The 22,195-nt window shown below is 66.3% G+C and carries 19 protein-coding genes and 3 pseudogenes; 16 read left to right on the top strand and 6 right to left on the bottom strand.

The genetic code is table 11. The features are described 5' to 3' along the window. Nucleotides 1-4 precede the first annotated feature (4 nt). Nucleotides 5-865, bottom strand: a complete 861-nt coding sequence (locus tag QZX93_RS25330; protein WP_295383901.1) for an ATPase — start codon at nt 863-865, stop codon at nt 5-7. A 188-nt stretch (nt 866-1,053) separates the two neighbouring features. Here QZX93_RS25330 and QZX93_RS25325 point away from each other — a divergent pair, with 188 nt between their 5' ends. From QZX93_RS25325 to QZX93_RS25315, 3 genes are all read left to right on the top strand, one after another. Then, complete coding sequence (locus tag QZX93_RS25325) at nt 1,054-1,302, top strand: type II toxin-antitoxin system prevent-host-death family antitoxin (protein WP_295383902.1); 249 nt, start codon at nt 1,054-1,056, stop codon at nt 1,300-1,302. Next, nucleotides 1,299-1,685: a type II toxin-antitoxin system VapC family toxin gene (locus QZX93_RS25320; protein WP_295383903.1), complete on the top strand. Its 387-nt coding sequence runs from the start codon at nt 1,299-1,301 to the stop codon at nt 1,683-1,685. The genes QZX93_RS25325 and QZX93_RS25320 overlap by 4 nt, the downstream gene beginning before the upstream one ends. Nucleotides 1,686-1,775: 90 nt before the next feature. Beyond that, nucleotides 1,776-2,102, top strand: a complete 327-nt coding sequence (locus QZX93_RS25315) for a hypothetical protein (protein WP_295383904.1) — start codon at nt 1,776-1,778, stop codon at nt 2,100-2,102. A gap of 65 nt (nt 2,103-2,167) precedes the next feature. On the opposite strand, the gene QZX93_RS25310 is transcribed toward QZX93_RS25315, so the two are convergent. Further along, nucleotides 2,168-2,689: a GNAT family N-acetyltransferase gene (locus tag QZX93_RS25310; RefSeq protein ID WP_295383905.1), complete on the bottom strand. Its 522-nt coding sequence runs from the start codon at nt 2,687-2,689 to the stop codon at nt 2,168-2,170. After that, nucleotides 2,686-2,970 carry a DUF1778 domain-containing protein gene (locus QZX93_RS25305; protein ID WP_295383906.1) on the bottom strand — a complete coding sequence of 95 codons (285 nt, stop codon included), beginning with the start codon at nt 2,968-2,970 and terminating at the stop codon, nt 2,686-2,688. The genes QZX93_RS25310 and QZX93_RS25305 overlap by 4 nt, the downstream gene beginning before the upstream one ends. Nucleotides 2,971-3,387: 417 nt before the next feature. Here QZX93_RS25305 and QZX93_RS25300 point away from each other — a divergent pair, with 417 nt between their 5' ends. Next, the gene (locus QZX93_RS25300; protein ID WP_295383907.1) at nt 3,388-3,648 is read left to right on the top strand and encodes a hypothetical protein; all 261 of its coding nucleotides are present in this window, start codon (nt 3,388-3,390) and stop codon (nt 3,646-3,648) included. Next, complete coding sequence (locus QZX93_RS25295; RefSeq protein WP_295383908.1) at nt 3,645-4,007, top strand: PIN domain-containing protein; 363 nt, start codon at nt 3,645-3,647, stop codon at nt 4,005-4,007. Before QZX93_RS25300 ends, QZX93_RS25295 begins: the two co-directional genes overlap by 4 nt. On the opposite strand, the gene QZX93_RS25290 is transcribed toward QZX93_RS25295, so the two are convergent. The 3 genes from QZX93_RS25290 to QZX93_RS25280 form a co-directional block, all read right to left on the bottom strand. Continuing rightward, nucleotides 3,990-6,380, bottom strand: a complete 2,391-nt coding sequence (locus QZX93_RS25290) for an NACHT domain-containing protein (protein WP_295383909.1) — start codon at nt 6,378-6,380, stop codon at nt 3,990-3,992. The two genes, QZX93_RS25295 and QZX93_RS25290, sit on opposite strands and share 18 nt — an antisense overlap. A 38-nt stretch (nt 6,381-6,418) precedes the next feature. Next, nucleotides 6,419-6,940 carry a toll/interleukin-1 receptor domain-containing protein gene (locus QZX93_RS25285; RefSeq protein WP_295383910.1) on the bottom strand — a complete coding sequence of 174 codons (522 nt, stop codon included), beginning with the start codon at nt 6,938-6,940 and terminating at the stop codon, nt 6,419-6,421. A 340-nt stretch (nt 6,941-7,280) separates the two neighbouring features. Further along, complete coding sequence (locus tag QZX93_RS25280) at nt 7,281-9,182, bottom strand: ATP-binding cassette domain-containing protein (RefSeq protein ID WP_295383911.1); 1,902 nt, start codon at nt 9,180-9,182, stop codon at nt 7,281-7,283. A gap of 53 nt (nt 9,183-9,235) precedes the next feature. Between QZX93_RS25280 and QZX93_RS25275 the strand changes: the two genes are divergently transcribed. The 11 genes and pseudogenes from QZX93_RS25275 to QZX93_RS25230 all read left to right on the top strand — a co-directional run bounded on the left by QZX93_RS25275 (nt 9,236) and on the right by QZX93_RS25230 (nt 22,070). Further along, nucleotides 9,236-9,703 (top strand): BrnT family toxin, encoded by a 468-nt coding sequence (locus QZX93_RS25275; RefSeq protein WP_295383912.1) that lies wholly within the window; start codon nt 9,236-9,238, stop codon nt 9,701-9,703. After that, entirely contained in the window at nt 9,675-9,986 is a 312-nt protein-coding gene (locus QZX93_RS25270) for a BrnA antitoxin family protein (RefSeq protein ID WP_295383913.1), read from the top strand. Before QZX93_RS25275 ends, QZX93_RS25270 begins: the two co-directional genes overlap by 29 nt. A gap of 106 nt (nt 9,987-10,092) precedes the next feature. Next, complete coding sequence (gene glgX / locus QZX93_RS25265) at nt 10,093-12,201, top strand: glycogen debranching protein GlgX (protein WP_295383914.1); 2,109 nt, start codon at nt 10,093-10,095, stop codon at nt 12,199-12,201. A gap of 42 nt (nt 12,202-12,243) precedes the next feature. Then, a complete protein-coding gene (locus QZX93_RS25260) occupies nt 12,244-13,041 on the top strand; it encodes a Cof-type HAD-IIB family hydrolase (RefSeq protein ID WP_295383915.1) in 798 nt (265 codons plus the stop codon). Nucleotides 13,042-13,081: 40 nt separating this feature from the next. Beyond that, the gene (locus QZX93_RS25255) at nt 13,082-16,048 is read left to right on the top strand and encodes a CHASE domain-containing protein (protein ID WP_295383916.1); all 2,967 of its coding nucleotides are present in this window, start codon (nt 13,082-13,084) and stop codon (nt 16,046-16,048) included. Between the two features lie 271 nt (nt 16,049-16,319). Beyond that, nucleotides 16,320-17,885 (top strand): ATP-binding protein, encoded by a 1,566-nt coding sequence (locus tag QZX93_RS25250; RefSeq protein ID WP_295383917.1) that lies wholly within the window; start codon nt 16,320-16,322, stop codon nt 17,883-17,885. Beyond that, nucleotides 17,882-18,331, top strand: coding sequence for a response regulator (locus QZX93_RS25245; RefSeq protein WP_295383918.1), 450 nt, complete (start codon nt 17,882-17,884; stop codon nt 18,329-18,331). The genes QZX93_RS25250 and QZX93_RS25245 overlap by 4 nt, the downstream gene beginning before the upstream one ends. A gap of 3 nt (nt 18,332-18,334) precedes the next feature. Continuing rightward, a pseudogene (locus QZX93_RS25240) lies at nt 18,335-18,700 on the top strand (response regulator); the annotation flags it as partial. Between the two features lie 33 nt (nt 18,701-18,733). Beyond that, a pseudogene (locus QZX93_RS25235) lies at nt 18,734-20,791 on the top strand (EAL domain-containing protein); the annotation flags it as partial. Nucleotides 20,792-21,086: 295 nt separating this feature from the next. Further along, nucleotides 21,087-21,245, top strand: a pseudogene (locus QZX93_RS27530) (ATP-binding protein); the annotation flags it as partial. An 81-nt stretch (nt 21,246-21,326) separates the two neighbouring features. Next, nucleotides 21,327-22,070: a response regulator gene (locus QZX93_RS25230; protein WP_295383919.1), complete on the top strand. Its 744-nt coding sequence runs from the start codon at nt 21,327-21,329 to the stop codon at nt 22,068-22,070. The last annotated feature ends 125 nt before the right edge of the window (nt 22,071-22,195 follow it).

The following is a 22,195-nucleotide window of genomic DNA, read 5'->3' as shown; positions in this document are numbered from 1 at the left end:
ACCCTCAGTCAGATTGGCTCGTCTCGGCGCGGACGATGGCGGTCTCCAAGAGGTCCAGGAAGTCCTGTTCGTCGCGGATCAGGGCGACCTCCTCCGAGGAGACCGTGTAACCGTGTGGCCGGGCGATGGCCTCGTAGCGCGGCACCCGGGAGTGGAAGAGCCGGGGGAAGACCCAGCGGGTGAAGTCGTCTGGCGCGATCTCCGCCACATACTCCAGACCCCGCTCCGCCAGGTAGTCCGCCACCGCGGTCTTGAGGAAGTCCGGGCGGTAATAGAGCGGCTTGGGATCGGCCTGGGCGCGCTGGATCAGCTTGATCTCGTCCGCCTCCGGCACCCGGATGTAGAGGATCAGGCTGTGCTGGGCGAGCAGCGAGATGACCCGCGGCTCATCGAGCTCGCACAGGCTACCGCCCACGTCATTGACCAGATGGGCGTAGCCGTAGATGTCCTTGGCCTTGCGGATGAAATCCGGCACGTCGCCCATGGCGGCGATCTCCGCCTCGCGGTAGAGCGCCTGGCGCCGGCTGAACTCCGGCAGCGGCAGCCCGCCCAGCTCCGGATTCCCCAGCTTGCCGACAAAGCTCAGCACCGGCCCCAGGTCCATCACTTTGATATTGTTGCGGATGAAGATCCAGTCACTGCGCAGCAGGTCGCGCAGAAAGGGGTCGCGCATGGCGTGGGCCTTCACGAGATCCAGGATCGGCTCGTCCAGATAGCGGGTGCCGATGCGGTAGTCGCCCGAGTAGTGGAACCAATCGCTGCGGCGCAAGAGGTCCGAGAGCCAGGTCTTGCCGACCCCGGACATACCGAGCAGGGTCACGCACTTGTGGGGCCAGGCGCGGAATTCATCGACAGTGAATTTCATGGGGGTACTTCGTCAGGTGGTGGGGGGCGCCGCGGGGTGTCGGCCTGACCGCAGATGGTAAGCCAGCCGCCGCCGGGCTGACCAGCGGGCATGCCGGGGGCGTGAATGCGTAACCAGCAACGCGGCCTTGCCTGCTGGCCAAACTCGCACCATACTCTGACCAGACCTGACCAACGCAAGGGGGCATCATGCAAACCGTCAATATCTTGGAGGCAAAGACCCAACTCTCCCGACTCGTGCAGCGGGTCGAGAGTGGGGCCGAAACCGAGATCATCATCGCCCGCAACGGCCGCCCCGCCGCGCGACTGGTGCCGCTGGCGGCGCAACCGGTGGCGCAGCGGATCGGCGTCGCCGCGGGCCGGTTCCAGGTCCCGGAGTCCATTGACCTGAATAACGCGTTGGTGGAGCAACTGTTCGCGGGCGCCCCATCCCCATGAGATTGCTGCTCGACACCCACATCGCCCTGTGGGCGCTGACGGATGACCCGCGCTTATCTGAACAGGCGCGGGCACTGATCAATGACCCCGCCAACCAGGTCATGGTCAGCGCCGCCACGGTCTGGGAGATCGCCATCAAACACGCCTTGGGCCGCGACACCATGCCGATTTCCGGCGACGAGGCCCTGGACTGGTTCCGGCAGGCCGGCTACGACCTGCTGCCCATCAGCCCCACGCACGCCGCGGCGCTCGAGCACCTGCCCGACCATCACCGCGACCCCTTCGACCGCCTGTTGGTCGCCCAGGCCATTACCGAACCGCTGCGGCTACTCAGCCGTGACCCGCGCGTGATCCGCTACGGCGAGGCGGTGATTGCGGTCTGAGTCTTCACCATCCCGAGCCCGGCGCGCCGCCGGGTCGCTATCGCTGCATCGCCACCACGCCCGGCGCGACCCGGGCACAGGAGTCAACCAATGAGCGTAATCACAGAAAACGAAGGCCGGCTGGAGATGTACGACACCGACCCGGCACACCCGCAGCGACCAATGGTCCTCATCCGGACCCTGAGCGCCCCGGCCGGCGTCGCCTATCACCGCGCCCACGAGGCCTGGCACATCGCGCGTGAGATCGCCGATCGGCCCGACCGCAACAAGGCCCAGGAACGCGCCGCCGCGGTCGCAGAACACGTTTGGCGCACCGCACTGGCCGCGGCCGAGGCGCACGGGGTGGTGCGCGAGGTGAAGGGTACGCACCCTATCATCGAAGCGCTGTGGGACGATGGGACCTGGCAGACCGTTTAGGAGGGCGGAGCGGGTCGGGGTGGCGGGGTTTCTGGTGACACCGCTGCGCGGTGTCACCCAATATGTCAGGCGCTCGCTGAGGGGATCAAAGGGCTGCGGGAAAGGTTGGTCAGAGGCAACACCAACTGACGGGCAAGGCTACCGAAGGCCGTGAAGCCGTGGTGACGATAGAAAGCGGCGGCGTGGTCGTCCTTGGCATCAACCACCAAGGCAAACACCGCCACCTCGGAGCGAGCGGCACGCAACAGCGCGTCCCACAGGAGGGCCGCACCAAGGCGCCGCCCGCGTGAGTCCAGATGGACCGCCAGTCGGCCGAGGCGGGCAATAGGGACCGCATGATAACGGGGCAACCGCCTGGCCAAGGACTCCGGCACCTCGGCCAACGGGATACTGCCGGCCGCCAAGGTGTAGTAACCGACAACGCGGCGGGTAGCACCCTCAACGGCGACATAACAGGCGGTAACCCGTCGCCGAACGTCCTGGGACACCTGCTCGCGGAAATACCGATCCAGCGGCTCCACACCGCTGGAAAACCCGGCCCGGTCATGGGCCGGGGTCAGGACCTCGATGCAGAAGGGCGCCGTCACGGCCGTTGAATCAACTCGGCGTGGGCCTGCGCCGCCCGCTCCAGCGCGGGAACCGGCGCGGGTGGATTGAGCAAGAGTTCGACGAAGCGGCGCTGATCCTCAAGGGATAGACGGATGACGCAGGTCTCCTCAATGGTTCGCCGCGCCTGTTCGGTGGTGGCGGCCACGACGAAATCGCTGACGCTACGCCCCTGAATCTCGGCCGCCCGTTTGACGATCGCCAAGGCATCCGGGGTGAGCCGGGCTTCGAGCCGGGCGGTGCGGACGGAGTCTCTCGGCATCTTCGTATCCTCGCGTGTTGTTCAGGATATTGTACGGCATTGCGCCGGACAAACTAGAGTCACGCCCCGCTCGTTGCACGTTCCCCGGATCGAAATGGCGGAACCGCCCGCGGCGATGCGCCCTACGGGGTCTGCTCGGCGCGAAAGGCGTCCATCGGGTGGTACATCCAGTGCTCGCCGTCCGGCAGCGGGGCGTGCCAGCCTTCAGCGCGGGCCGGGGTCTGTGACCCCGGCCCTACCGTTTTGAGCCTCCACCGCCTTACCTGCTGAGGCCCAAAAGCATGACAACCGCATCGTGAAAAGCATTGATGTCCGCCAAGGTCCCCAGCCCTACCTGACGACCGGGCTCTCCCGCCGTTGCCCTCGCGACCGAAGCGTATTAACTTAGCGAGGATATTACACGGCAAGAGACTCCGGATGGGCACAAGAACCGTCCGGCTTGACAACGAAGCGGAACAGACACTGGAACGGCTGCGCACGATCACCGGACTCACGATCTCCGAGTTGCTGAAACACGGATTGACCGCCTACGAAGGCCGAGCACTGGAACAAGCCAAGCGCAAACCTTACGACATCTACCGCAAGTTGGACTTGGGGCCGAGCGGTTACGCCGTTGCACCCGCGCGCGAGGCCAAGTCCGCAGTGGCTCAGGTCATCCGGCGGAAGGACAAGGGATGATCCTGGTGGACACCGGACCGCTCGTCGCCCTGTTCGACCCAGCGGATGGCGATCACAAGCGTTGCGCGGGCATGCTCGCGCGCATTGAGGAACCACTCTACACGACGGTGCCGGTACTCACCGAGGCATTCCATCTACTGACCCCCGCCAGCATCGGCGCGCAGCGACTGATGGACTTCATGACAGCCCGGGGGCTCAATGTCTGGTTCCTGGACGACCGGGCACTGATCAGGGCCTTCGAGTTGATGATTCAGTATGCCGACCACCCGATGGACCTGGCTGACGCCTCGCTCGACACGAACAGATCCGGCCGCTCGTCCGCGATCCCCGCGGGAAATGGCTCAAGCCACTGGCTGTAATGGAGACGGAAACCAGCGCAATCCGCCCACCGGGCCGCGAATCAGGACCCCCTTTAGATCGACACCGCGCGCACTGACGCCATCGAACCGGCACCGGTCGAACACGCCCCATGCCAGGTTGGTGCCGTCGAACCGGCTGCCGCTGAAGTCACAGTCGATGAAGCGCCCCTCGTCGAGCCGGGCGCCGCTGAAGTCCGACCCGCGCCAATCCATGGGCCTGTCCTCGCGCCCCACCCACCGCTGAAAACGCAGTTCCACGCCGGGCAACTGGAAGCCTGTGCAATCTGCCCCGGGCAGGTCCTTGGCGTAGGCGCTGAGGGCATAGGCAAGCGCCAGTTCACTGACCCGCTCTCGGTATGCCGCCCGGATGCGCCCGAGCGCCGCGAGACAGGCTGGCGGCTCCCGCCCCGCGATGAGCCCGCCGAGGAATTCCAGGGTCTCCGCACTCGGTACCGCGACGGCCCAGTCGTCGAGCCGGTCCTCGACCAGCGCCCGGTGTAGTGCATGGGCGAGGAAGAACTCCTGGATCGAGGAATGAGCAAAGCGGAACCGGTCGTCGCCCTCGCGGACCAGGAAGGTCGCGTTGCGCAGGTCTTCCTTGAGGACATCCACGGCGCCGTCGCGGGCGAGATAGGACTGGTACTCGACCTCACGCCAGCCGGGCTCGGTGCGAATCTGCGCGACCAGCCAGTCGTTGAGTGTCTGGTAGGGCAGATGCGCCTCGCCGCCCGCCCAGAGGCGTAGCGCCAGACGCTCCATCAGGAGTAGCTTATGGTCGCGATTGAGCCGATGCTTGGGGTCGTCGCGGCGCGTCCACTGACCGACCAGGCCCTCATAGAGGTCGGCGATCGAGACCCGGCGGCCCTCGCGTTGGATGGCTTCGAGTTCGTCCACCTGGTCCTGGATCAGGCGCAGGTTGTAGGGGCGGCTGCCCAGCTCCTTGAGGTCATGGATCTCACCGAGCATGGCGATGACCCGCTCGGCCTGGGCCGGGTCGGCGGCGAAGACCTGGCGGAAATAGGTCTCGACCTGGTGGGCCTCGAAGGGCAGCAGGGTCGCCCAGAGGTAGTCGGCGCGAGCGATCGGCGCCCGCTGCTGGCCGATTAGTGCATTGACCTGGTCCTGGAGGGTCTGGAAGAAGTGGCTGCGGCAGGTCATCAACAGGCGCCCAACCCCGGGCGCACGGCGCCAGGTCCGGGCCTGCTCCGGGGTGAGGCCGGGCGGGGGCTTCCAGAACTTGGGGGGCAGGATGGACCAGAGGCGCTCGATAAAGAGCCCGCACTGCGCCGGGGTGAGGCGGTTCATCACCTCGTCGAGACCGTCGCAGAGGATGAGCCCACCGTCCTGCTGGGCCAGGCGGGCGATGTCCGCGGCACTCGGGCGGGGCTCGTCGACGCCTAAGTCGTAGGCGGCGGCGACGATGTGCTCCAGCATCGCCGGGAGCGGCGGCGCACCCCTGGACCAGTCCCACCCCATGGTGTTGACGGCGCGCAGATCGAGATAGACCGGGAGCGGCAGGTGGCGCTCACCTGCATCCCTGGCCTTTAGGAGCTCGCGGGTCAGGCGCTGGCACAGGGTGGTCTTACCCATACCGAGCTCACCGAAGATGGCGCACAGGACGCTCGCCTCGGGGTCGGCCAGCCAGTCGCGCAAGAGTTCGATGGCGACCCGGCCCGCGGGCGCCCCAGCGACCTCAGTGTGTTGGTGGACATAGTGACCGGCCGGGAGGTCGCCGAAGCGGTCCCAGTCCGGGCGGCGGAGCCTGGCGAATGGATCGCGCACGGGCTCGGGACGGCGGATGGCAGCCAGCAGCCAGGCGGCGTCCCGGACCCACTGCTTGCGGCCGGGGCCGCTGCGAGCGGTCCAGGGGTCGGAGCCTTGGGTGGCGTAAATCGGCAGGTCGGCGAGTGGAGTACCCCGGCATTGGTCCTCCGCGACCGTACCCAGGGCAAGGATCAACAGGGGGCGATCGGTGTCCAGCGCAAGGCCGTGGTTCTTTAGGTCGTCGATGAGGGCCGGACTCGCCAGGACCAGGACGAAGCGGGCGTCGCGCAACCAGGCGCGGCGGGTGGCATCGATCGGGTCGCCGGCGTCGGGCCTGTGCCAGTCGCGGGCGGGCCAGGGGCAGTCACGGGATCCAAGCTCGGTCGCGAGTGCCTGGTGTAGGGTCTGGGCGTCCTTCTCGTCGGGCTTCGCATAGAGGAGCAGATAAAAGGGCTCGACCGTCTCGGCACGGACGGCGACATATTGCTCGGCCTCGGTCCGGGGCAGGCCCAGGGTCGCGCCCTCGGCGGAGCGGGCGAGGCGGGCCTCGGCGTCGTCCGGGGCGGCAGCACCGGGCCATGTATCGGCTGGGTCGGGGGTCGGGGGCATCGGCAGGTCCTCGCCTGGTGCAGTCGATGACGAGCGGATCAGGACGCGGCCGGGGGCCAGAGTCGCCGCAGCTTGGCCAGCATGGCCGCCACCAACTGGTCGGCGAAGGCGTCGGCGGTATGGCCGCGGGTTTCGGTGAAGGCGCGCCCATCGCGGTCGCGGAAGCCCTGGAGCTGCTCGAGCCCGGCGAGATCCGCGCTGCCGTCGAGCGGGATGGGCTTGAGCATCACCGGGACCAGCGGTTTGCGGATGCGTGTCTCGGCCTCGGCGCCGCCGGGGTTGGCAATCCGCTCGACAAAGGTCGGCAGTTCCTCACGGCGAATGAATCCGCTGGCGAAGAAGCTCGGCGACAGCAGCAGGAGGCCGAAGTCGCAACCCGCAAGCCCGGCGCCGATGGCGTCGGTCCAGCGCTCACCGACCTCAATGCGGTCGTCGATCCAGGAGGAGAACCGGTAGCTGCGGGCGATGGCCAGCCGCGGGGCCAACAGGTCCAGCAGGCGACCGGTCTGGGGCCGGTCGGCACGGGCGTAGCTGACGAAATAGCTCAGGTCCTGAGACATGGGGGACTCCGCGGTGGGGCGTGTGGGGGATTATAAGCCCGCAGGGTAGGGTTTACTCGCATGCAGTGGATTCAGAAGAGCGCTCTTGATCAGAACTGCCGCCATTGGCACTCGCAGCTACCCGTCGCGGCCGGGGGCCGCTCCTACGGTGGTCGCCTTATGACCAAAGCCTGCGCAGTCCTTGATCATAACTCCGGCCATGCACGTTCCCGGCGCAGAGCGCCCGACACATGCGTGACACCGCTGGAGCGGTGTCACGAGCGGGATTGAGGCTCGGCGGTCGATATAGTGATCAAGAAACCATCGGTCACCCCGGCGGAACCGCCGGCGGCGTTGCCCCCTACCGCCGCGCCTCCAGCGCCTCCCAGCGGACATAGGCCACCGCCAGTTCGGCCTCAATGGCGGTGAGCCGCTCCCGGATGCTCATCACAACCGCGCTGTCACCCTTATAGATGGCCGGCTCGGCCAGACGGGCGCTCAATGACGCCTGTTCGGTCTCCAGTGACTCAATGCGCGCGGGCAGCTCAGTCAGCTCCTTGTTCTCTTTGAAACTGAGCTTGACCACCGCGCGCTTGGGCTCGGCCGGTGCCGGTGCGGGAACGGAAGCGGCGGCAGGCACCAGGGTCTTGGGCTGAGGCGTCGGCGGCTGGGCGCGCTGGCGCAGCCAATCCTCATAGCCACCCACATAGTCCTGGACCACGCCATCGCCTTCAAAGACCAATGAACTGGTGACCACATTGTCCAGCATGGCGCGGTCATGGCTCACCAGCAGCACGGTCCCGGCGAACGAGACCAGCAACTCTTCCAACAGCTCCAGCGTCTCGGTATCGAGATCGTTGGTCGGCTCGTCGAGCACCAGCAGGTTGGCCGGGCGGGTGAAGAGCTTGGCGAGCAGCAGGCGGTTGCGCTCGCCACCGGAGAGGGCCTTGACCGGCTGGCGGGCGCGCTCCGGGCTGAACAGGAAGTCGCGCAGATAGGACAGTACATGGCGGCTCTGGCCGTCCACCATCACCTGATCGCTGCCGCCGGCGACATTGTCCTGAACGGTGCGTTCGGGGTCGAGCTGGGCACGCATCTGGTCGAAATAGGCGACCTGGAGATTGGTGCCGCGACGGATGGTTCCGGTCTGGGGCTCCAGATCGCCGAGCAGCAGCCGCAACAGGGTGCTCTTGCCGGCCCCGTTGGGCCCGATGATGCCGACCTTGTCCCCGCGCAGGATCAGGGTGCTGAGATCGCGGATCACCGGCTCACCGCCCCACCCGTAGGTCACGCCATCGGCCTCCGCCACCAGCTTGCCGGAGCGATCCGCCTCGCTGAGCCGCAGGCGCGCCGTGCCCTGCTGTTCGCGCCGCTGCATGCGCTCATTGCGCATCGCCTCCAGCGCCCGCACCCGGCCCTCGTTGCGGGTACGCCGCGCCTTCACGCCCTGGCGAATCCACACCTCCTCATCCGCCAGGCGGCGGTCGAAGAGCGCATTGGCCTGGGACTCGGCGTGGCGCCGCTCCTCCTTGCGGCGCAGGTAGTTGTCATAGTCGCCCGGCCAGTCGGTAATACGCCCGCGGTCCAGTTCCAGGATGCGGGTGGCGACCTGTTGCAGGAAGCGCCGGTCATGGGTCACAAACAGCAACCCACCCTGGAAGTCCTTGAGGAAGCCCTCCAGCCAGTCGATGGACTCGATGTCCAGGTGGTTGGTCGGCTCGTCGAGCAGCAGCAGGTCCGGTCCCTTAACGAGCGCCTGGGCCAGCAGCGCCCGCCGCTTGAGCCCGCCGGACAGCGCATTGAAGGGGGTCTCGGCGTTGAGCCCCAGGCGCGAGATGACCTGCTCGGTGCGTTGCTCGATCTCCCAGCCGCCGCGGTCGTCCAACTGCTGCTGGATGCGCCCCAACTGCGCCAACTCCTCGTCAGTCGTCTGCGCCGTCATGTGGTGTGACAGGTGAAAATAGTCCCGCACCAGCCGGCCCAGGTCGCCCAGGCCCTCGGCCACCACGTCGAACACGCTCGCGTCCTCATGCACCGGCACCTCCTGGGCCAGGCGCGCCACCGTCATGCCCTGGCCGAAGCGCACCTCACCGCCGTCCGGGTGGACCTCGCCGGTGATGATCTTTAGCAGGGTGGACTTGCCGGTCCCGTTGCGCCCGATGAGACAGACCCGCTCACCACGTTCGATGGCGAAGGAAACCGACTCCAGCAGGGGCGGCAGGCCGTAGGACAGGGCGACCGAGTCGAGGGAGAGGATAGTCATGGGGATTCCAGGGGAGAAAGACGGAGGCGGCGTCCGCGACGGGACGCGCAATCATGCAGGTTATCGACCAGGGGGAAAAATGCAAGGCGGCACCGGTTCCACACTGGCCCCGACAAGAACGTCAAGGTCCGCTGGCCGCCCTGGAATCACTCGCCGTCAGGACGGATCAATTTAACGCATCTACAAAAAACTTGATCACTTTATTTATTTCAACTACAATCAGTTACATGCACACACCACTGACCTGGGACGAGGAGAAGCGCCAAGCCAACCTGCGTAAGCATGGGTTGGACTTTGCGGACGCCGGGCAGGTGCTGGATGCGCGCTACCGGATGGATGTCGCGGTCGCGCGTAGGGGCGAGCCCCGGATACAGTCCTTTGCCTATGTGTTCGCCCGACTCGCGGTGCTGACCGTGGTGCATCTGGAGCGCGACGCAACCGCCCGCATCATCAGCTTTCGCGCTGCAAGCAAAAAAGAATCAGAGACTTACTATGACTGGATCAGCCAAGCAACAGACTGAACGTGAAATGATCTTGGAGGCCCTGAAGACACCGCCGCCAGAGGGCTATTACGTCTGGGATGGCGTGAACGAGGACGACCGGCCGGCCACCGAGGAGGAGCTCGCTGCCGCGCTGAAGTCCTACCGCCAGCGGCGCGGCCGGCCAACCGGATCGGAGAAGACGCAGATTGCCCTGCGGGTCGATAACGACACCCTCGCCGCCTTCAAGGCAACCGGGCGCGGGTGGCAGACGCGCATGAACGCCGCCTTGCGCGAGTGGCTGAAAGACCATTCGGCAGCATAGGGCATGAATGTCGGCACCAGTGCTTCACCAGGATAATCGCGATGCCCGCGGCGGCACCAGGTTAAAATCCCCCCGCATCCCGCATCGTCAGCGCAGAGAATCCTTGATGACCCACCCACACTATCGCGTCCAACCCGGCAATTGGGACCAGGGCGGGGCCGCCTTCGTCGACGAAGGGGTCAATTTTTGCGTGTTCAGCCGCTATGCCGAGCGCATGGAGATCCTGCTGTTCGACCGGGAGGAGGCGCTGGCACCCTTCCAGGTGATCGAGCTCGACCCGCGGACCAACCACACCTTCTTTTTCTGGCACTGCCTGGTGGTGAGCCTGCCGAGCGGCACCTGGTACAACTGGCGCGCGGCCGGCCGCAGCGATACCCGCGAGAGCGGCGCACGCATCGACCCCGGTAAGGCCCTGCTCGACCCCTGGGCGACGAGCGTGAGCGACCGGCTGTGGGACCGGGCGCGCGCCTGCCGACCGGGGGACAATTGCGCCACCGCCATGCGCGCCCAGGTGCTGCGCGACGACTACGACTGGGGCGACGACCGGCCGCTGCACATCCCGCTCAACGAATCGATCATCTACGAGATGCACTTGGGCGGCTTCACCCGCCACCCCTCCTCCGCCGTCGCGCACCCCGGCACCTACCGGGGGCTGATCGACAAGATCCCCTATCTCGTCCAGCTCGGTATCACCCATGTCGAGCTCCTGCCGATCATGGCCTTCGATCGCCAGGACGTGCCGCCCGCCACCGCGGCCCTGGGGCACCAGAATTACTGGGGCTACAGCACCCACAGCTTCTTTGCCCCCCACCCGCACTTCGCCCAGGAACCGGCGCGCGCCCGCGACGAGTTCCGGGACATGGTCAAGGCCCTGCACCGCGCCGGCATCGGCGTGATCCTGGACGTGGTCTTCAACCACACCGCGGAGGGCGGCGCGACCGGACCCACCATCAATTTCAAGGGATTGGGCAACGAGGTCTTTTATCACCTGGACTTCGCCGACCGCCGCCTGTACCGCGACTACACCGGCTGCGGCAACACGGTGAACTGCAACCACCCGATCGTCACCCGCTTCCTGGTGGATGCGCTGCTCTACTGGGTGCGCCAGATGCATGTCGACGGCTTCCGCTTCGATCTGGCCAGCGCGCTCGCCCGCGGGGAGGACGGCAATCCGCTGTATCACGCACCCATCCTGTGGGCCACCGAACTGTCCCCCACCCTGAACCGCACCCACATCATCGCCGAGGCCTGGGACGCCGCCGGGCTCTATCAGGTGGGCGACTTCCCGGGCTTCCGCTGGGCCGAGTGGAACGGGCGCTACCGCGACCTGATGCGCGCCTTTGTACGCGGCGATCCCGGCCTGATCCCGGAGGTGGCCACCCGGCTGGCCGGCTCCAGCGACCTCTACGAGGTGCGCGGGCGCCGGCCGGCCAATTCGGTGAACTTCGTCACCTGTCACGACGGCTTCAACCTGCACGACCTGGTGAGCTTCGAGACCAAGCGCAATCAGGGCAACGGCGAGGAGAACCGCGACGGCGGCGACCACAATATCAGTTGGAACTGCGGGGTCGAGGGACCGACCGACGACCCCGCCATCCTGGCGCTGCGCCGTCGACAGGCACGCAATTTCATCGGCATCCTGATGTTGAGCCAGGGCGTGCCCATGATCCTGTCGGGGGACGAGGTCCTACGCACCAAGGACGGCAACAACAACACCTACTGCCAGGACAATGCGCTCTCCTGGTTCGACTGGGATCAGGTCGAGACGCAACGCCCCATGCTCAACTATGTGCGCGGCCTGATCTGCCTGCGCCGCCGTCACGCAAGCCTCACCCGCAACCGCTTCCTCACCGGCGCGCCGGACCCCGGCATGAGCCTGCCGGACATCGCCTGGCATGGGATGAACCTCGACACCCCCGGCTGGTCCAATCCGGGGAATCGGGCGCTGGCCTTCACCCTGGCCGGGGTCGAGCCCGATGAACCGCCGCTGCACGTCATCCTCAACATGTGGCAGGACCCGCTCGACTTCGCGGTCCCGTCGCTGCCCGGCCGGCGCTGGACCCTGGCGGTCGACACCATGGCCGAGCCCGGGGTCTTCCCACCTGACACCCCGGCCCCGCTCATCGACCCGGTTCCCGCCCCCGGCGAGCCCCCCGTCAGACGCATCCGCGTGGGTGCCCACAGCCTGGTCGTGCTCGAGGCCCAGTTGGCGTGAACAATTCCCGGGTTTGGGATGATCAGGGCTTCTGATCCCCCCATGGTCCAGCTCATCGTCTGCGACCTCGACGGCACCCTGCTCACCCCCGAGCATCGGCTGGGCGACTACACCCGCTCGGTCCTTGAGCGGGTGCGCGCGCAGGGGCTCGAGGTGATACTGGCCTCGGGGCGGCACTTCCAGGATATCCGCACCCTGGCGGACCAACTCGGCCGCCACGGCTGCCTGATTTCATCCAACGGCGCCGCGGTCCATGATCGCCACCAGCACCTGGTCGATTGCCAACCACTCGACCCGGCAGATGCCCGCGCGCTCATCAACCAGTGCGTGCCGGCGGAGGTACACGTCAATTGCTACCGCACCGACGACTGGCTGGTGGACCGCCCCGAGCCCTATCTGCTCCAATTTCACCAGGCGTCCGGGTTCGGCTACCGGGTGGTGGACCTGGCCGCCATCGACGGGACCGGGGTGCTCAAGGTCTTTTTTTACGCCACACCGCAGCGCCTGCGCCCCCTGGAGCACGCCATCCAGGCGCGTTTCGGCGACCGGGTACACACCACCTTCTCGCTCCCCGTGACGCTGGAGGTCATGGCTCGCGGCGTCTCCAAGGGGGCGGCGCTCGCGGATGTCGCCGGGCGGCTCGGCATCGGGCTCGACGCGGTACTCGCCTTCGGTGACGGCATGAACGACCTGGAACTGCTCCAGTGCGCAGGCACCGGGATCCTCATGGCAAATGCCGACCCCCGCCTGCGGGCCGCCCTGCCCGCACTCCAGGTCATCGGCAGCAACGCAGAAGAATCGGTCGCGCGCTACCTGGAGGGTCTATTCTTGGCCGCATAGGCTGGCGTATCCGGCCTTCCGGGACATCCCAGCCAAAACCATGCAAATCTCCAGACTCTCGCGAAAAATCGTCATCCCCTGGGTCGCGCTGGCCTGGGGATTGCTGGCGAGCATCTTCGCCGCGGCGCAGGTCAAACAGGGGGTCGATCGCGAGGCCGCGCGGCAGTTCGCCTTCGACTGCGACCAGGTCACCCTCAAGGTCCAAGAGCGGCTGCGTTCCTATGCGCTGATCCTGCGCGGGGGTGCCGCACTCTTTGCCGCGTCGGTCTCCGTGGAACGCAACGAGTGGCACGCCTATGTCGCGACCCTGCGGGCCAGCGGGACCGTGCCCGGGGTGCAAGGGATCGGGTTTGCCGAGGTCGTTGCCCCGGGACAACTGGCCGCCCATCTCGCGCGCATCCGCGCCGCGGGTTTCCCCGACTACCGCATCTATCCGTCCGGCAGCCGTCCACTCTATACGGCCATCATCTATCTCGAACCCTTTGCCGACCGCAATCTGCGTGCCTTCGGTTATGATATGTTCTCAGAGCCGGTGCGGCGCGCCGCCATGGAGCAGGCGCGCGACACCGGCGAGGCGGCACTCTCCGGCAAGGTCGAATTGGTGCAGGAGACCGGCAGCGAGGTTCAGGCCGGGACCCTCATGTATGTCCCGGTCTATCGCAACGGGGCCGCGATCGCGACCCTTGAGGAGCGACGCGCCGCCCTCATCGGCTGGTCGTATAGCCCCTACCGCATGAATGACCTCATGACCGGCATACTCGGCGACTGGGAGGGTCTGCAAGGCAAGGCCGTCGACCTGACCATCTACGACGGTCAAGCAGCAACGCCGGACGACCTGCTATTCGACAGTCAGCCGGACAGTACACCCGCCATACCCTCACCGTTGCAGCAACGCCGCTCGCTCGATTTCAACGGCCGGCATTGGCTACTGGTATTTAATCGCACCACGCCCACCCCCGCCCTCGATTACGCACCCGCCGGGGCCGCCCTGATCGGTGGACTGGCGCTCAGCGCATTGCTGTTCGCCTTGATGCGCTCGACGATCAACACCAGAATCAACGCCCAGCGCATCGCCGAGACGCTAACCGCAGAGATCGGCCGTCGCGAGGCATTGCTGAAAGAAAGCGAGTCCTTCGGGCTCGCCATCCTGGATGCCGTGCCCGCCGAGATCGCGGTGGTTGGGCGCGATGGAGAAATCCTGGCGGTCAACGAACCCTGGCGGCATTTTGCCGCGGAAAGCGGCAGCGCACCCGGCCGGCCAGCGCCACTCACTCAAGTCGGCACCAATTATCTAACCGTCTGCCAGACCGCTAACGGCTGCACTGCGGACGACGATGCAGTGAACGCGGGCGATGGCATCCGGGCGGTGCTGGCAGGCCGTTTACCGAGCTTCAGTCTCGAATACGCCTGCCATTCACCGACGCAGCAGCGCTGGTTTACGATGACGGTCACGCCGCTGGGCCGCGACACCAGTGCCGGCGTGGTGATCACACATACGGATATCACCGCGCGCAAGCAGGCGGCAGCGGCGATGGAGGAATCGCGCACACTGTTCCAGACGATCATCGAGACCGCACCGTTCAGCGTATTCTGGAAGGATCGCCAGTTATGCTATCTCGGGTGTAATACGCTCTTTGCCAAGGACGCCGGGATGACGCAGGCGCAAGAGGCGATCGGCAAGGACGACCATCAGCTGGGATGGGCGGCCCAGGCCGAGCGCTATCGGGCGGACGACCGGGCCGTCATGGCGACCGGCCAGGCCAAGCTGTCCTATGATGAACCACAGACGACGCCCGACGGGCAGACACGGTGGCTGCGCACGTCCAAGGTCCCGCTGCGCAATCGCGACCAGGCGGTGATCGGATTGCTGGGGTTCTATGAGGACGTCACCGCGCGCAAGCAGGCCGAAGAGACGCTGCGGATCGGCGAGGAACGCTATCGCCAGTTGTTTGACAATATCAGCAGCGGCGTGGCAATCTATGAGGTTCGCGACCATGGCAATGCGTTTATCTTCCAGGACTTCAATAAGGCTGGCGAGCGTATTGACGGCGACTGCCGCGACGACCTGATTGGCCGATCGCTCTGCGAGGTCCGTCCGGGCATCCGTGAATTTGGGCTGTTGGAGGTCTTGCAGCGGGTCTGGACCACGGGTACACCGGAGCACTTCCCCGCCAAGAGCTACAAAGAAGGGCGTCTCGCCAAGGTCTATGAGAATTTTGTGTACCGGCTGCCGACCGGCGAAATCGTCACGGTGTTTGACGACGTGACCGCACGCGAACAGGCACGCGACGAGCTCCTGCGCTCCAACCGCGAGTTGGAACAATTCAGCTACAGCATCTCGCACGACATGCGCCAGCCCTTGCGGATGATCACGAGCTACCTGCAACTGCTGCAAACGAGTCTCGGCGAGCAACTCGACGGCGATCGACGCGACTATTTCAACTTCGCCATCGACGGCGCCAAACGACTCGATGCGATGATGCTCGGGCTGCTGGAGTACTCGCGGGTCGGCCGCAAGGGCGAGCCGCCCGCCTGGGTGGACACCCGCGCCGTACTCAATGAGGCGCTGCACTTCTTGGGGCCGGCGATGGCCGAGGCGCGGGCCGCCCTGCGCATCGAGGGCGACTGGCCGCGGATGCTGGCGAGCCCCGATGAACTGTTGCGCCTGCTGCAAAATCTGGTCGGCAATGCACTCAAGTTCCGCCTCCCCGGGCGCACGCCGGAGATTGTCATCACCGGTGTCATCGACCGGCTGTGGTGGCGATTGAGCGTGGCCGACAACGGCATCGGTATCCTCCCGGACCAGGCCAGCCGGCTCTTTACGGTGTTCCAGCGTCTGCAATCGCGCTCCGCCTATGAGGGCACCGGCATCGGCCTGGCCCTGTGCCGCAAGATCGCCGAGCACCATGGCGGCACCATCCGGGTGGAGTCGACGGGTGAGGGACAGGGCAGCACCTTCATCTGCGAATGGCCCATGAGCCCGGTAGGTAGCGGGTTTGTCCAATGACCAAGGTGCCACTGATGATCGTTGCGGCCGCCGGCCAAGCGTTTCGCACTGGAGGTCGAGGCTTTAGCCGGGAACCCGGTGGGAGCGGCTTCAGCCGCGACGCGACCTCGCAAGCGGCCAGGGCCTCGTCGCGGCTAAAGCCGCTCTCACAAGGACTTTCATCTCCCGGGATGGCTGACCTTACTTCCTTGGCCGTTAGCCGAACACTGACGCAGCGACGGAACCTCGACCGGCTAAAGCCTCGACCTCCTGTGTGCTTGCGGCCTCAACCATGATCAAGGCCGCACCCACGCTGCCGACCTCACCGTCGTCATTCACCCGCTATGGCTGGCTGACGGCAGGACTGTTCGTGATCCTCGCCGGTGCCTTTGCCGCTTACTCCAGGTCGGAGCTGCAAATTGCCCGCGCCTATGATCGACGCTACCAATCCTTTCTGCTCGCCGATGAATTACGCCAGTCCTCCGACGACCTGACCCGCATGGCGCGGACCTATGTGGTCACCGGCGACCCCAGTTTCAAAGACCATTATCGGACCATTCTGGATATCCGTGACGGCAGGCGCCCGCGGCCGGTCGGGTATCAGGGTATCGATTGGGATTTGGCGGAGAATTGGCCGCCGTCGCGCCCCGCCGACGGACCCGCCGTCGCGCTGCTTGAGTTGCTGCGCCAGGCCGGTTTCACCGCGGCCGAGTTCGGCACACTGGCGCAGGCCAAGGCGAATTCGGATGCCTTGACGGCCATCGAATTCAAGGCGATGCGGTTGGTTGAAACGGCTGGCCCGGGGGGCGAGCGCAACCGCGCCTTGGCGCGCCGGATGCTGCATGACGTGCAGTATCATCAGGCCAAGTCAGCCATCATGCGACCGATCGCCGAGTTCAATCGGCTGATGGACCGGCGCACCGCCGCGGCGGTGCAGGCGGCCAAGGCCAACGCCTTGCTGATGGGGCTCGGGTTCGTGGCCTTGGGGCTCGGTCTGATGGCCATGGTGTGGCGGATGAGTGCGGCCTTGCACGCCACCCTGGGCGGTTCGCTCGATGAGGTGGATCGCCAGCAGTTGGCGATTGCCCGCGCCCAGGCCGATCTGCAACGCTTTGCCGAGGTCACCGCGCACCACTTGCAGGAACCGGCGCGGCGCATCGCGAGCTACGCCGAACGGCTGTCCGCACAGTTGGCCGGCCGGCTCGAGGACCCGGAGGCCCAGCGATCGCTCCAGTTCATCGACCAGCAGGCGCGTCGCATGAAGGCCCTGCTGGGCGACGTGGAGCGTTATCTAGCGGCGGACCAGCCCCGCGGCCCGGTCGCAAGCGTCGATACCGGCCTGGTCGTCACCCGGATGGTCAAGGCGCTGGCCGGGCGCCTCGCCAGCCGCGGCGCCACCGTCGCCCTGGGCGACCTGCCGCGGGCCTGGATCGACACCCCGCGCCTGGTCGACCTGTTCCAGGTGGCGCTGGACAACGCCCTGCTTTACGCTGTTGGGCGTGAGGAGCCCCCCCTCCCCAACCCTCCCCCGCCGGGAGGGAGAAGGGAGCAAGACACCCACACCGACCCTCCCGGCGGGTCGGCACCGGCCGCGCTGCATATCCGCATCGACGGCGAGCGCCGGGGGGCGCTGGTGCGTTACCGCATCAGCGATAACGGCCCCGGGATCGCGGCGGAATATCGCGAGCGGGTGTTTCGGGTGTTCGAGCGCCTGGCCACGGGCGGCGACGGCACCGGTATCGGGTTGGCCATCGTGCGGCGGATTGCGGAGAGTAATGGCGGGCGCGCCTGGATCGAGGAGACGCCGGACGGCGGCTGCCGCGTGTTGTTCGAGTTGATGGCGGAGAAAACCCCTTGACGACTGCCTCGCAACCCTTGGTCATCCTGCTGGCCGAAGACGAACCGGCCGACGCCCATCTGTTCAAGGTCGCCTTGAACGAGAACGCGATCCCGGTGGACCTGCATCATGTGGTCGATGGCCGCGAGGCGCTCGATTTCCTGCTGCGGCAAGGGCCGCGCTTTGCCGACGCACCGCGCCCGGACTTGATCCTGCTCGATCTCAACATGCCGCGCATGGACGGACGCGAATGCCTGGCCGAGGTCAAGCGCCGTGAGTCGCTGCGCGCCATTCCGGTGGTAGTGCTGACCACCGCGGAGGTCGAGCGCGATATCGTGGCCTCCTACGACCTGGGCGCGGCCGGCTATATCGCCAAGCCGATGGATGTGAACCAATTCATTGCCGCCGTGCGCCTGCTCGGCGACTACTGGATCAAGCTGGTACGCCTGCCCCGGCACAAGGAGTAGCCCGTGACTGAAGTCCACCCACTCAAGCCGCGTCCGGTGGTCCTGGTCATCGAGGACGAGCCCGGCGATGCGCAATTGATCCGCTTGCAATTGGCCGCCGGACCAGCGGGGGCCTTTGACGTCCATCTGGCCGATTCGCTGGCGGCGGCGCAGCGCCTGATCGCGACTCAGGGGCTGGTCCCGGACGTGGTGCTGCTCGACCTCAACCTGCCCGACTCGACCGGGATGGCCACCGTCGAGCGTTGCCGCCAGCTGATCGATGCCCCGGTGGTGGTGCTGACCGGGCTGGATGACGGCGCGGCGACCCAAACCGCCATTGCCTGCGGTGCCGAGGACTATCTCACCAAGGGCGGGGATGGCGCCGCCGTACGCAAGGCAGTCCTTTACGCGCTGCTGCGTTACCAGCGCGATGCCGATAGCCGACTGGCCGCCACGGTGTTCGACCATGCCCGCGAAGGCATCATGATCACCGCCACCGACGGGACCATCATCGATGTGAATGACGCCTTCACCGAGATCACCAGTTACCGCCGCGACGAGGTGCTGGGGCGCAACCCGCGCATGTTGAGCTCCGGGCGGCAAGGACCGGCCTTCTATGCCGACCTGTGGCGCGCGCTGCAGCAGCAAGGTCACTGGTCCGGCGAGGTCTGGAACCGACGCAAAGACGCCGCGGTCTATGCCGTCTTGGAGACCATCAGTGCCGTGCGCGATGCCAAGGGCCACACCCGGCACTATGTCGCGCTGTTCTCCGACATCAGCCTGATCAAGGCGCACGAACGCGAGCTGGAGCATATCGCCCATTATGACGCGCTGACCCGCCTGCCCAACCGCGTGCTCTTGGCCGACCGCCTGCAGCAGGCCATGGCCCTGGCACAGCGGCACGGACGCCCGCTGGCGGTGGCCTTTCTCGACCTGGACGGATTCAAGTCAGTCAACGACACCCACGGGCATGACGCGGGCGATCGGTTGCTGATTGCCGCGGCGGCCGGCATGCAGCGGGTCCTGCGCGAGGGCGATACCCTGGCCCGCATCGGCGGTGACGAGTTCGTCGCGGTGCTGCTCGACTTGGCCGACATCGCGGCCAGCGTGCCGATGCTCGAGCGTCTGCTGGGCGCCGTGGCCCGGCCGGTGCCGGTCGGCGACTTCACGCTGCGGGTCTCGGCCAGTATCGGCGTCACCTTCTACCCGCAGGCCGAGGCCATCGATGCGGAGCAACTGCTGCGCCAGGCCGACCAGGCCATGTATCAGGCCAAGCTGGCGGGCAAGAGCCGCTATCACGTCTTCGATGCGGCCCTGGACCGCAGCCTGCGCAGTCATCACGAACGCTTGGAGCGCATCCGCCGCGCACTCGAGTCACACGAATTCGTGCTCTATTACCAGCCCCAGGTGAATATGCGCACCGGGACGCTCATCGGTGCCGAGGCCCTGATCCGCTGGCAACACCCGGAGCGCGGCCTGTTACCGCCGGCGGTATTCCTGCCGGTGGTGGAGACCCACCCGCTGACCGTCGCCATCGGCGACTGGGTGATCGAGACCGCCCTGAACCAATTGACCCAGTGGCACGCGGCCGGGCTGGACCTGCCAGTCAGCGTCAATGTCAGTGCCCGCCAGTTACAGCAGACTGGATTCGTCGCGCGGCTGCGCGGGCAGTTGGCCGCGCATCCGCACCTGCGCCCGGGCGACCTCGAACTGGAGGTGGTGGAAACCAGCGCCCTGGCCGACCTGGCGCCGGTCTCCCAGATCATCGAGGCCTGCCGGGAGCTCGGGGTCGGGTTTGCCCTGGATGACTTCGGCACCGGCTATGGCTCGCTGACCTACCTCAAACGCCTGCCGGTCAGTCAGATCAAGATCGACCAGAGCTTCGTGCGCGACATGCTCGACGACCCGGATGACCTGGCCATCCTCGATGGGGTACTCGGCCTGGCCACCGCCTTTGGCCGTCAGGTGATCGCCGAAGGGGTGGAAACCGTGGAGCATGGCGAGCTGCTGCTGCAACTGGGCTGCGAATTGGCCCAAGGCTATGGCATTGCCCGCCCCATGCCGGCCGCCGAGTTGCCCGGCTGGGCAGCGGCCTGGCGGCCCGCCCCGGCCTGGACCGACCTGGCGGCGGTGAGCCGCGGCGATGTGCCCCTGCTCTTTGCGAGCGCCGCGCACCGCGCCTGGGTCGCCGCCGTGGAGTCTTACCTCAGGGGCAAGCGCACGACCCCGCCGCCGCTCGCTCCAGACCAATGCCGCTTCGGGCGCTGGCTCCAGGCCGATGGCGGCCGCCGCTATGGCGCTCAGTCGCCCTTCCAGGCGATCGACCCCTTGCACCGGCAGGCGCACGCCCTGGCGGCGCAACTCTGTACACGTCACGCCGCGGGTCGGGACCTGGAGGCACTGGCGCGGCTGGATGAACTCCACGCCCTACGCGCTGCCGTGCTGGAACAATTGAAAACGCTGGTGCAGGCGAACCGGTAGGAGCGGCCCCGGGCCGCGACGGGTTGCCGCAAGGGCGCTGCCCGTCCGGCACCTCGATCGTCATTCCGGCCGGGCCGCCGGCCTGACATCCGCCGGCGAGGCACGCCGGGCATGGTCTACCCTGTCGGTCAGGGCTGGCATCAAGGCCCCGCCCAGCCACAGCCAACGCCGCCTCCGACTGCGTCGGTCGGAGACGAAACCTCCCTCAAGTCACACCTCACGAGCTGCCGGCGATGACCCATGAAATCCGTGATCCAGCCAATCCCACCCCCACCGATGGCCCGCCGACCAGGATGAATTCGAGGGTATCGGCTGCGGCCTGGCCATCGTCGCACGCATCCTGCAACGCCACCACGGGCGCATCTGGGGCGAGGGCGCACCGGAGGGGGGCGCCACACTGCACTTCGCGCTGCCCCTGCCATCCGTCACGCCCCCCGTTATGCAGGACCAATAGCATGAATACGCATGAAGAAGAATTGCAGATTCTATTGGTGGAAGGCTGGATGCTGCTCAACCGCTCGCCCGCCGACAGCCAATGAGCGATCAAGCTCAGGTGCCGCGACACCCCATCGATTTGATCCTGGTCGAGGACTCGGCCAGCGATGCCGAACTGATTGCAGACGCACTGGCCGAGGCCGGTCTCGCCATCGCGGTGCGGCGGGTGGATGACGAGACGGGGCTGCGTGCGGCATTCGACGAACGGTTGCCCGACGCCATCCTGGCCGACTGGACCCTGCCCCGCTATTGCGGTCGAGATGCGCTGACGCTGGCACGCGAACGCTGCCCCGCGGTGCCGTTCATCTTCGTCTCCGGCACCATCCCGGAGTCCGCCGCCTTTGAGTCGCTACGCCAGGGGGCCACCGACTACCTCCTAAAGCAGCACGTGCAACAGGTCGGCGCCATCTTGATCCGCGCCTTGGAGGAGGTGCAGACCCAACGGTCGTTGCGCGAGAGCCTGGCCTTCAATCGCTCGATTCTGGACTCAGTCAGTGCCGAGATCGCCGTGCTTGACCCTGATGGGGTGATCCTCGAGGTCAACCAGCCCTGGCAGCGATTTGCCTTGGAGAACGGTATCGTACACGGCCGACCGGCACCTGGCAGCGACATCGGCGTCAATTACCTGGCGGTCTTTCGGACGGCTGACGGTATCATTACAGATCATTATTCCTTGAACGCCGAACATGGCATCCGGGCGGTGCTGGATGGGAGTCTCACCGACTTCCAAATGGAATACCCCTACCATTCGCCACAATGCGAGCGCTGGTTTATAGCAGAATAATATGGCATCTGGACAAATTGAATTATAATAAATTTTTTTTATTTTTTTTCCGTTGACTGTCTATAATTTATGCAAGAGTTAAGCAAATTATCCGAGGTGGATCATGAAGCCGAGTTGGATGTCGG

Source organism: uncultured Thiodictyon sp., assembly GCF_903946935.1.
GTDB lineage: Bacteria > Pseudomonadota > Gammaproteobacteria > Chromatiales > Chromatiaceae > Thiodictyon.
Note: the sequence above shows the minus strand (reverse complement) of the source record. Positions and strands in the feature narration are given on the sequence as shown.

Excerpts from the sequence above, each read along its gene's own strand:
- QZX93_RS25280 (WP_295383911.1), bottom strand. The coding sequence starts at position 9,182 with ATGACTATCCTCTCCCTCGACTCGGTCGCCCTGTCCTACGGCCTGCCG.
- QZX93_RS25300 (WP_295383907.1), top strand. The coding sequence starts at position 3,388 with ATGGGCACAAGAACCGTCCGGCTTGACAACGAAGCGGAACAGACACTG.
- QZX93_RS25305 (WP_295383906.1), bottom strand. The coding sequence starts at position 2,970 with ATGCCGAGAGACTCCGTCCGCACCGCCCGGCTCGAAGCCCGGCTCACC.
- QZX93_RS25325 (WP_295383902.1), top strand. The coding sequence starts at position 1,054 with ATGCAAACCGTCAATATCTTGGAGGCAAAGACCCAACTCTCCCGACTC.
- QZX93_RS25260 (WP_295383915.1), top strand. The coding sequence starts at position 12,244 with ATGGTCCAGCTCATCGTCTGCGACCTCGACGGCACCCTGCTCACCCCC.
- glgX (WP_295383914.1), top strand. The coding sequence starts at position 10,093 with ATGACCCACCCACACTATCGCGTCCAACCCGGCAATTGGGACCAGGGC.
- QZX93_RS25270 (WP_295383913.1), top strand. The coding sequence starts at position 9,675 with ATGACTGGATCAGCCAAGCAACAGACTGAACGTGAAATGATCTTGGAG.
- QZX93_RS25275 (WP_295383912.1), top strand. The coding sequence starts at position 9,236 with ATGCAGGTTATCGACCAGGGGGAAAAATGCAAGGCGGCACCGGTTCCA.
- QZX93_RS25230 (WP_295383919.1), top strand. The coding sequence starts at position 21,327 with ATGAGCGATCAAGCTCAGGTGCCGCGACACCCCATCGATTTGATCCTG.
- QZX93_RS25330 (WP_295383901.1), bottom strand. The coding sequence starts at position 865 with ATGAAATTCACTGTCGATGAATTCCGCGCCTGGCCCCACAAGTGCGTG.
- QZX93_RS25255 (WP_295383916.1), top strand. The coding sequence starts at position 13,082 with ATGCAAATCTCCAGACTCTCGCGAAAAATCGTCATCCCCTGGGTCGCG.
- QZX93_RS25315 (WP_295383904.1), top strand. The coding sequence starts at position 1,776 with ATGAGCGTAATCACAGAAAACGAAGGCCGGCTGGAGATGTACGACACC.
- QZX93_RS25250 (WP_295383917.1), top strand. The coding sequence starts at position 16,320 with ATGATCAAGGCCGCACCCACGCTGCCGACCTCACCGTCGTCATTCACC.
- QZX93_RS25295 (WP_295383908.1), top strand. The coding sequence starts at position 3,645 with ATGATCCTGGTGGACACCGGACCGCTCGTCGCCCTGTTCGACCCAGCG.
- QZX93_RS25320 (WP_295383903.1), top strand. The coding sequence starts at position 1,299 with ATGAGATTGCTGCTCGACACCCACATCGCCCTGTGGGCGCTGACGGAT.
- QZX93_RS25290 (WP_295383909.1), bottom strand. The coding sequence starts at position 6,380 with ATGCCCCCGACCCCCGACCCAGCCGATACATGGCCCGGTGCTGCCGCC.
- QZX93_RS25285 (WP_295383910.1), bottom strand. The coding sequence starts at position 6,940 with ATGTCTCAGGACCTGAGCTATTTCGTCAGCTACGCCCGTGCCGACCGG.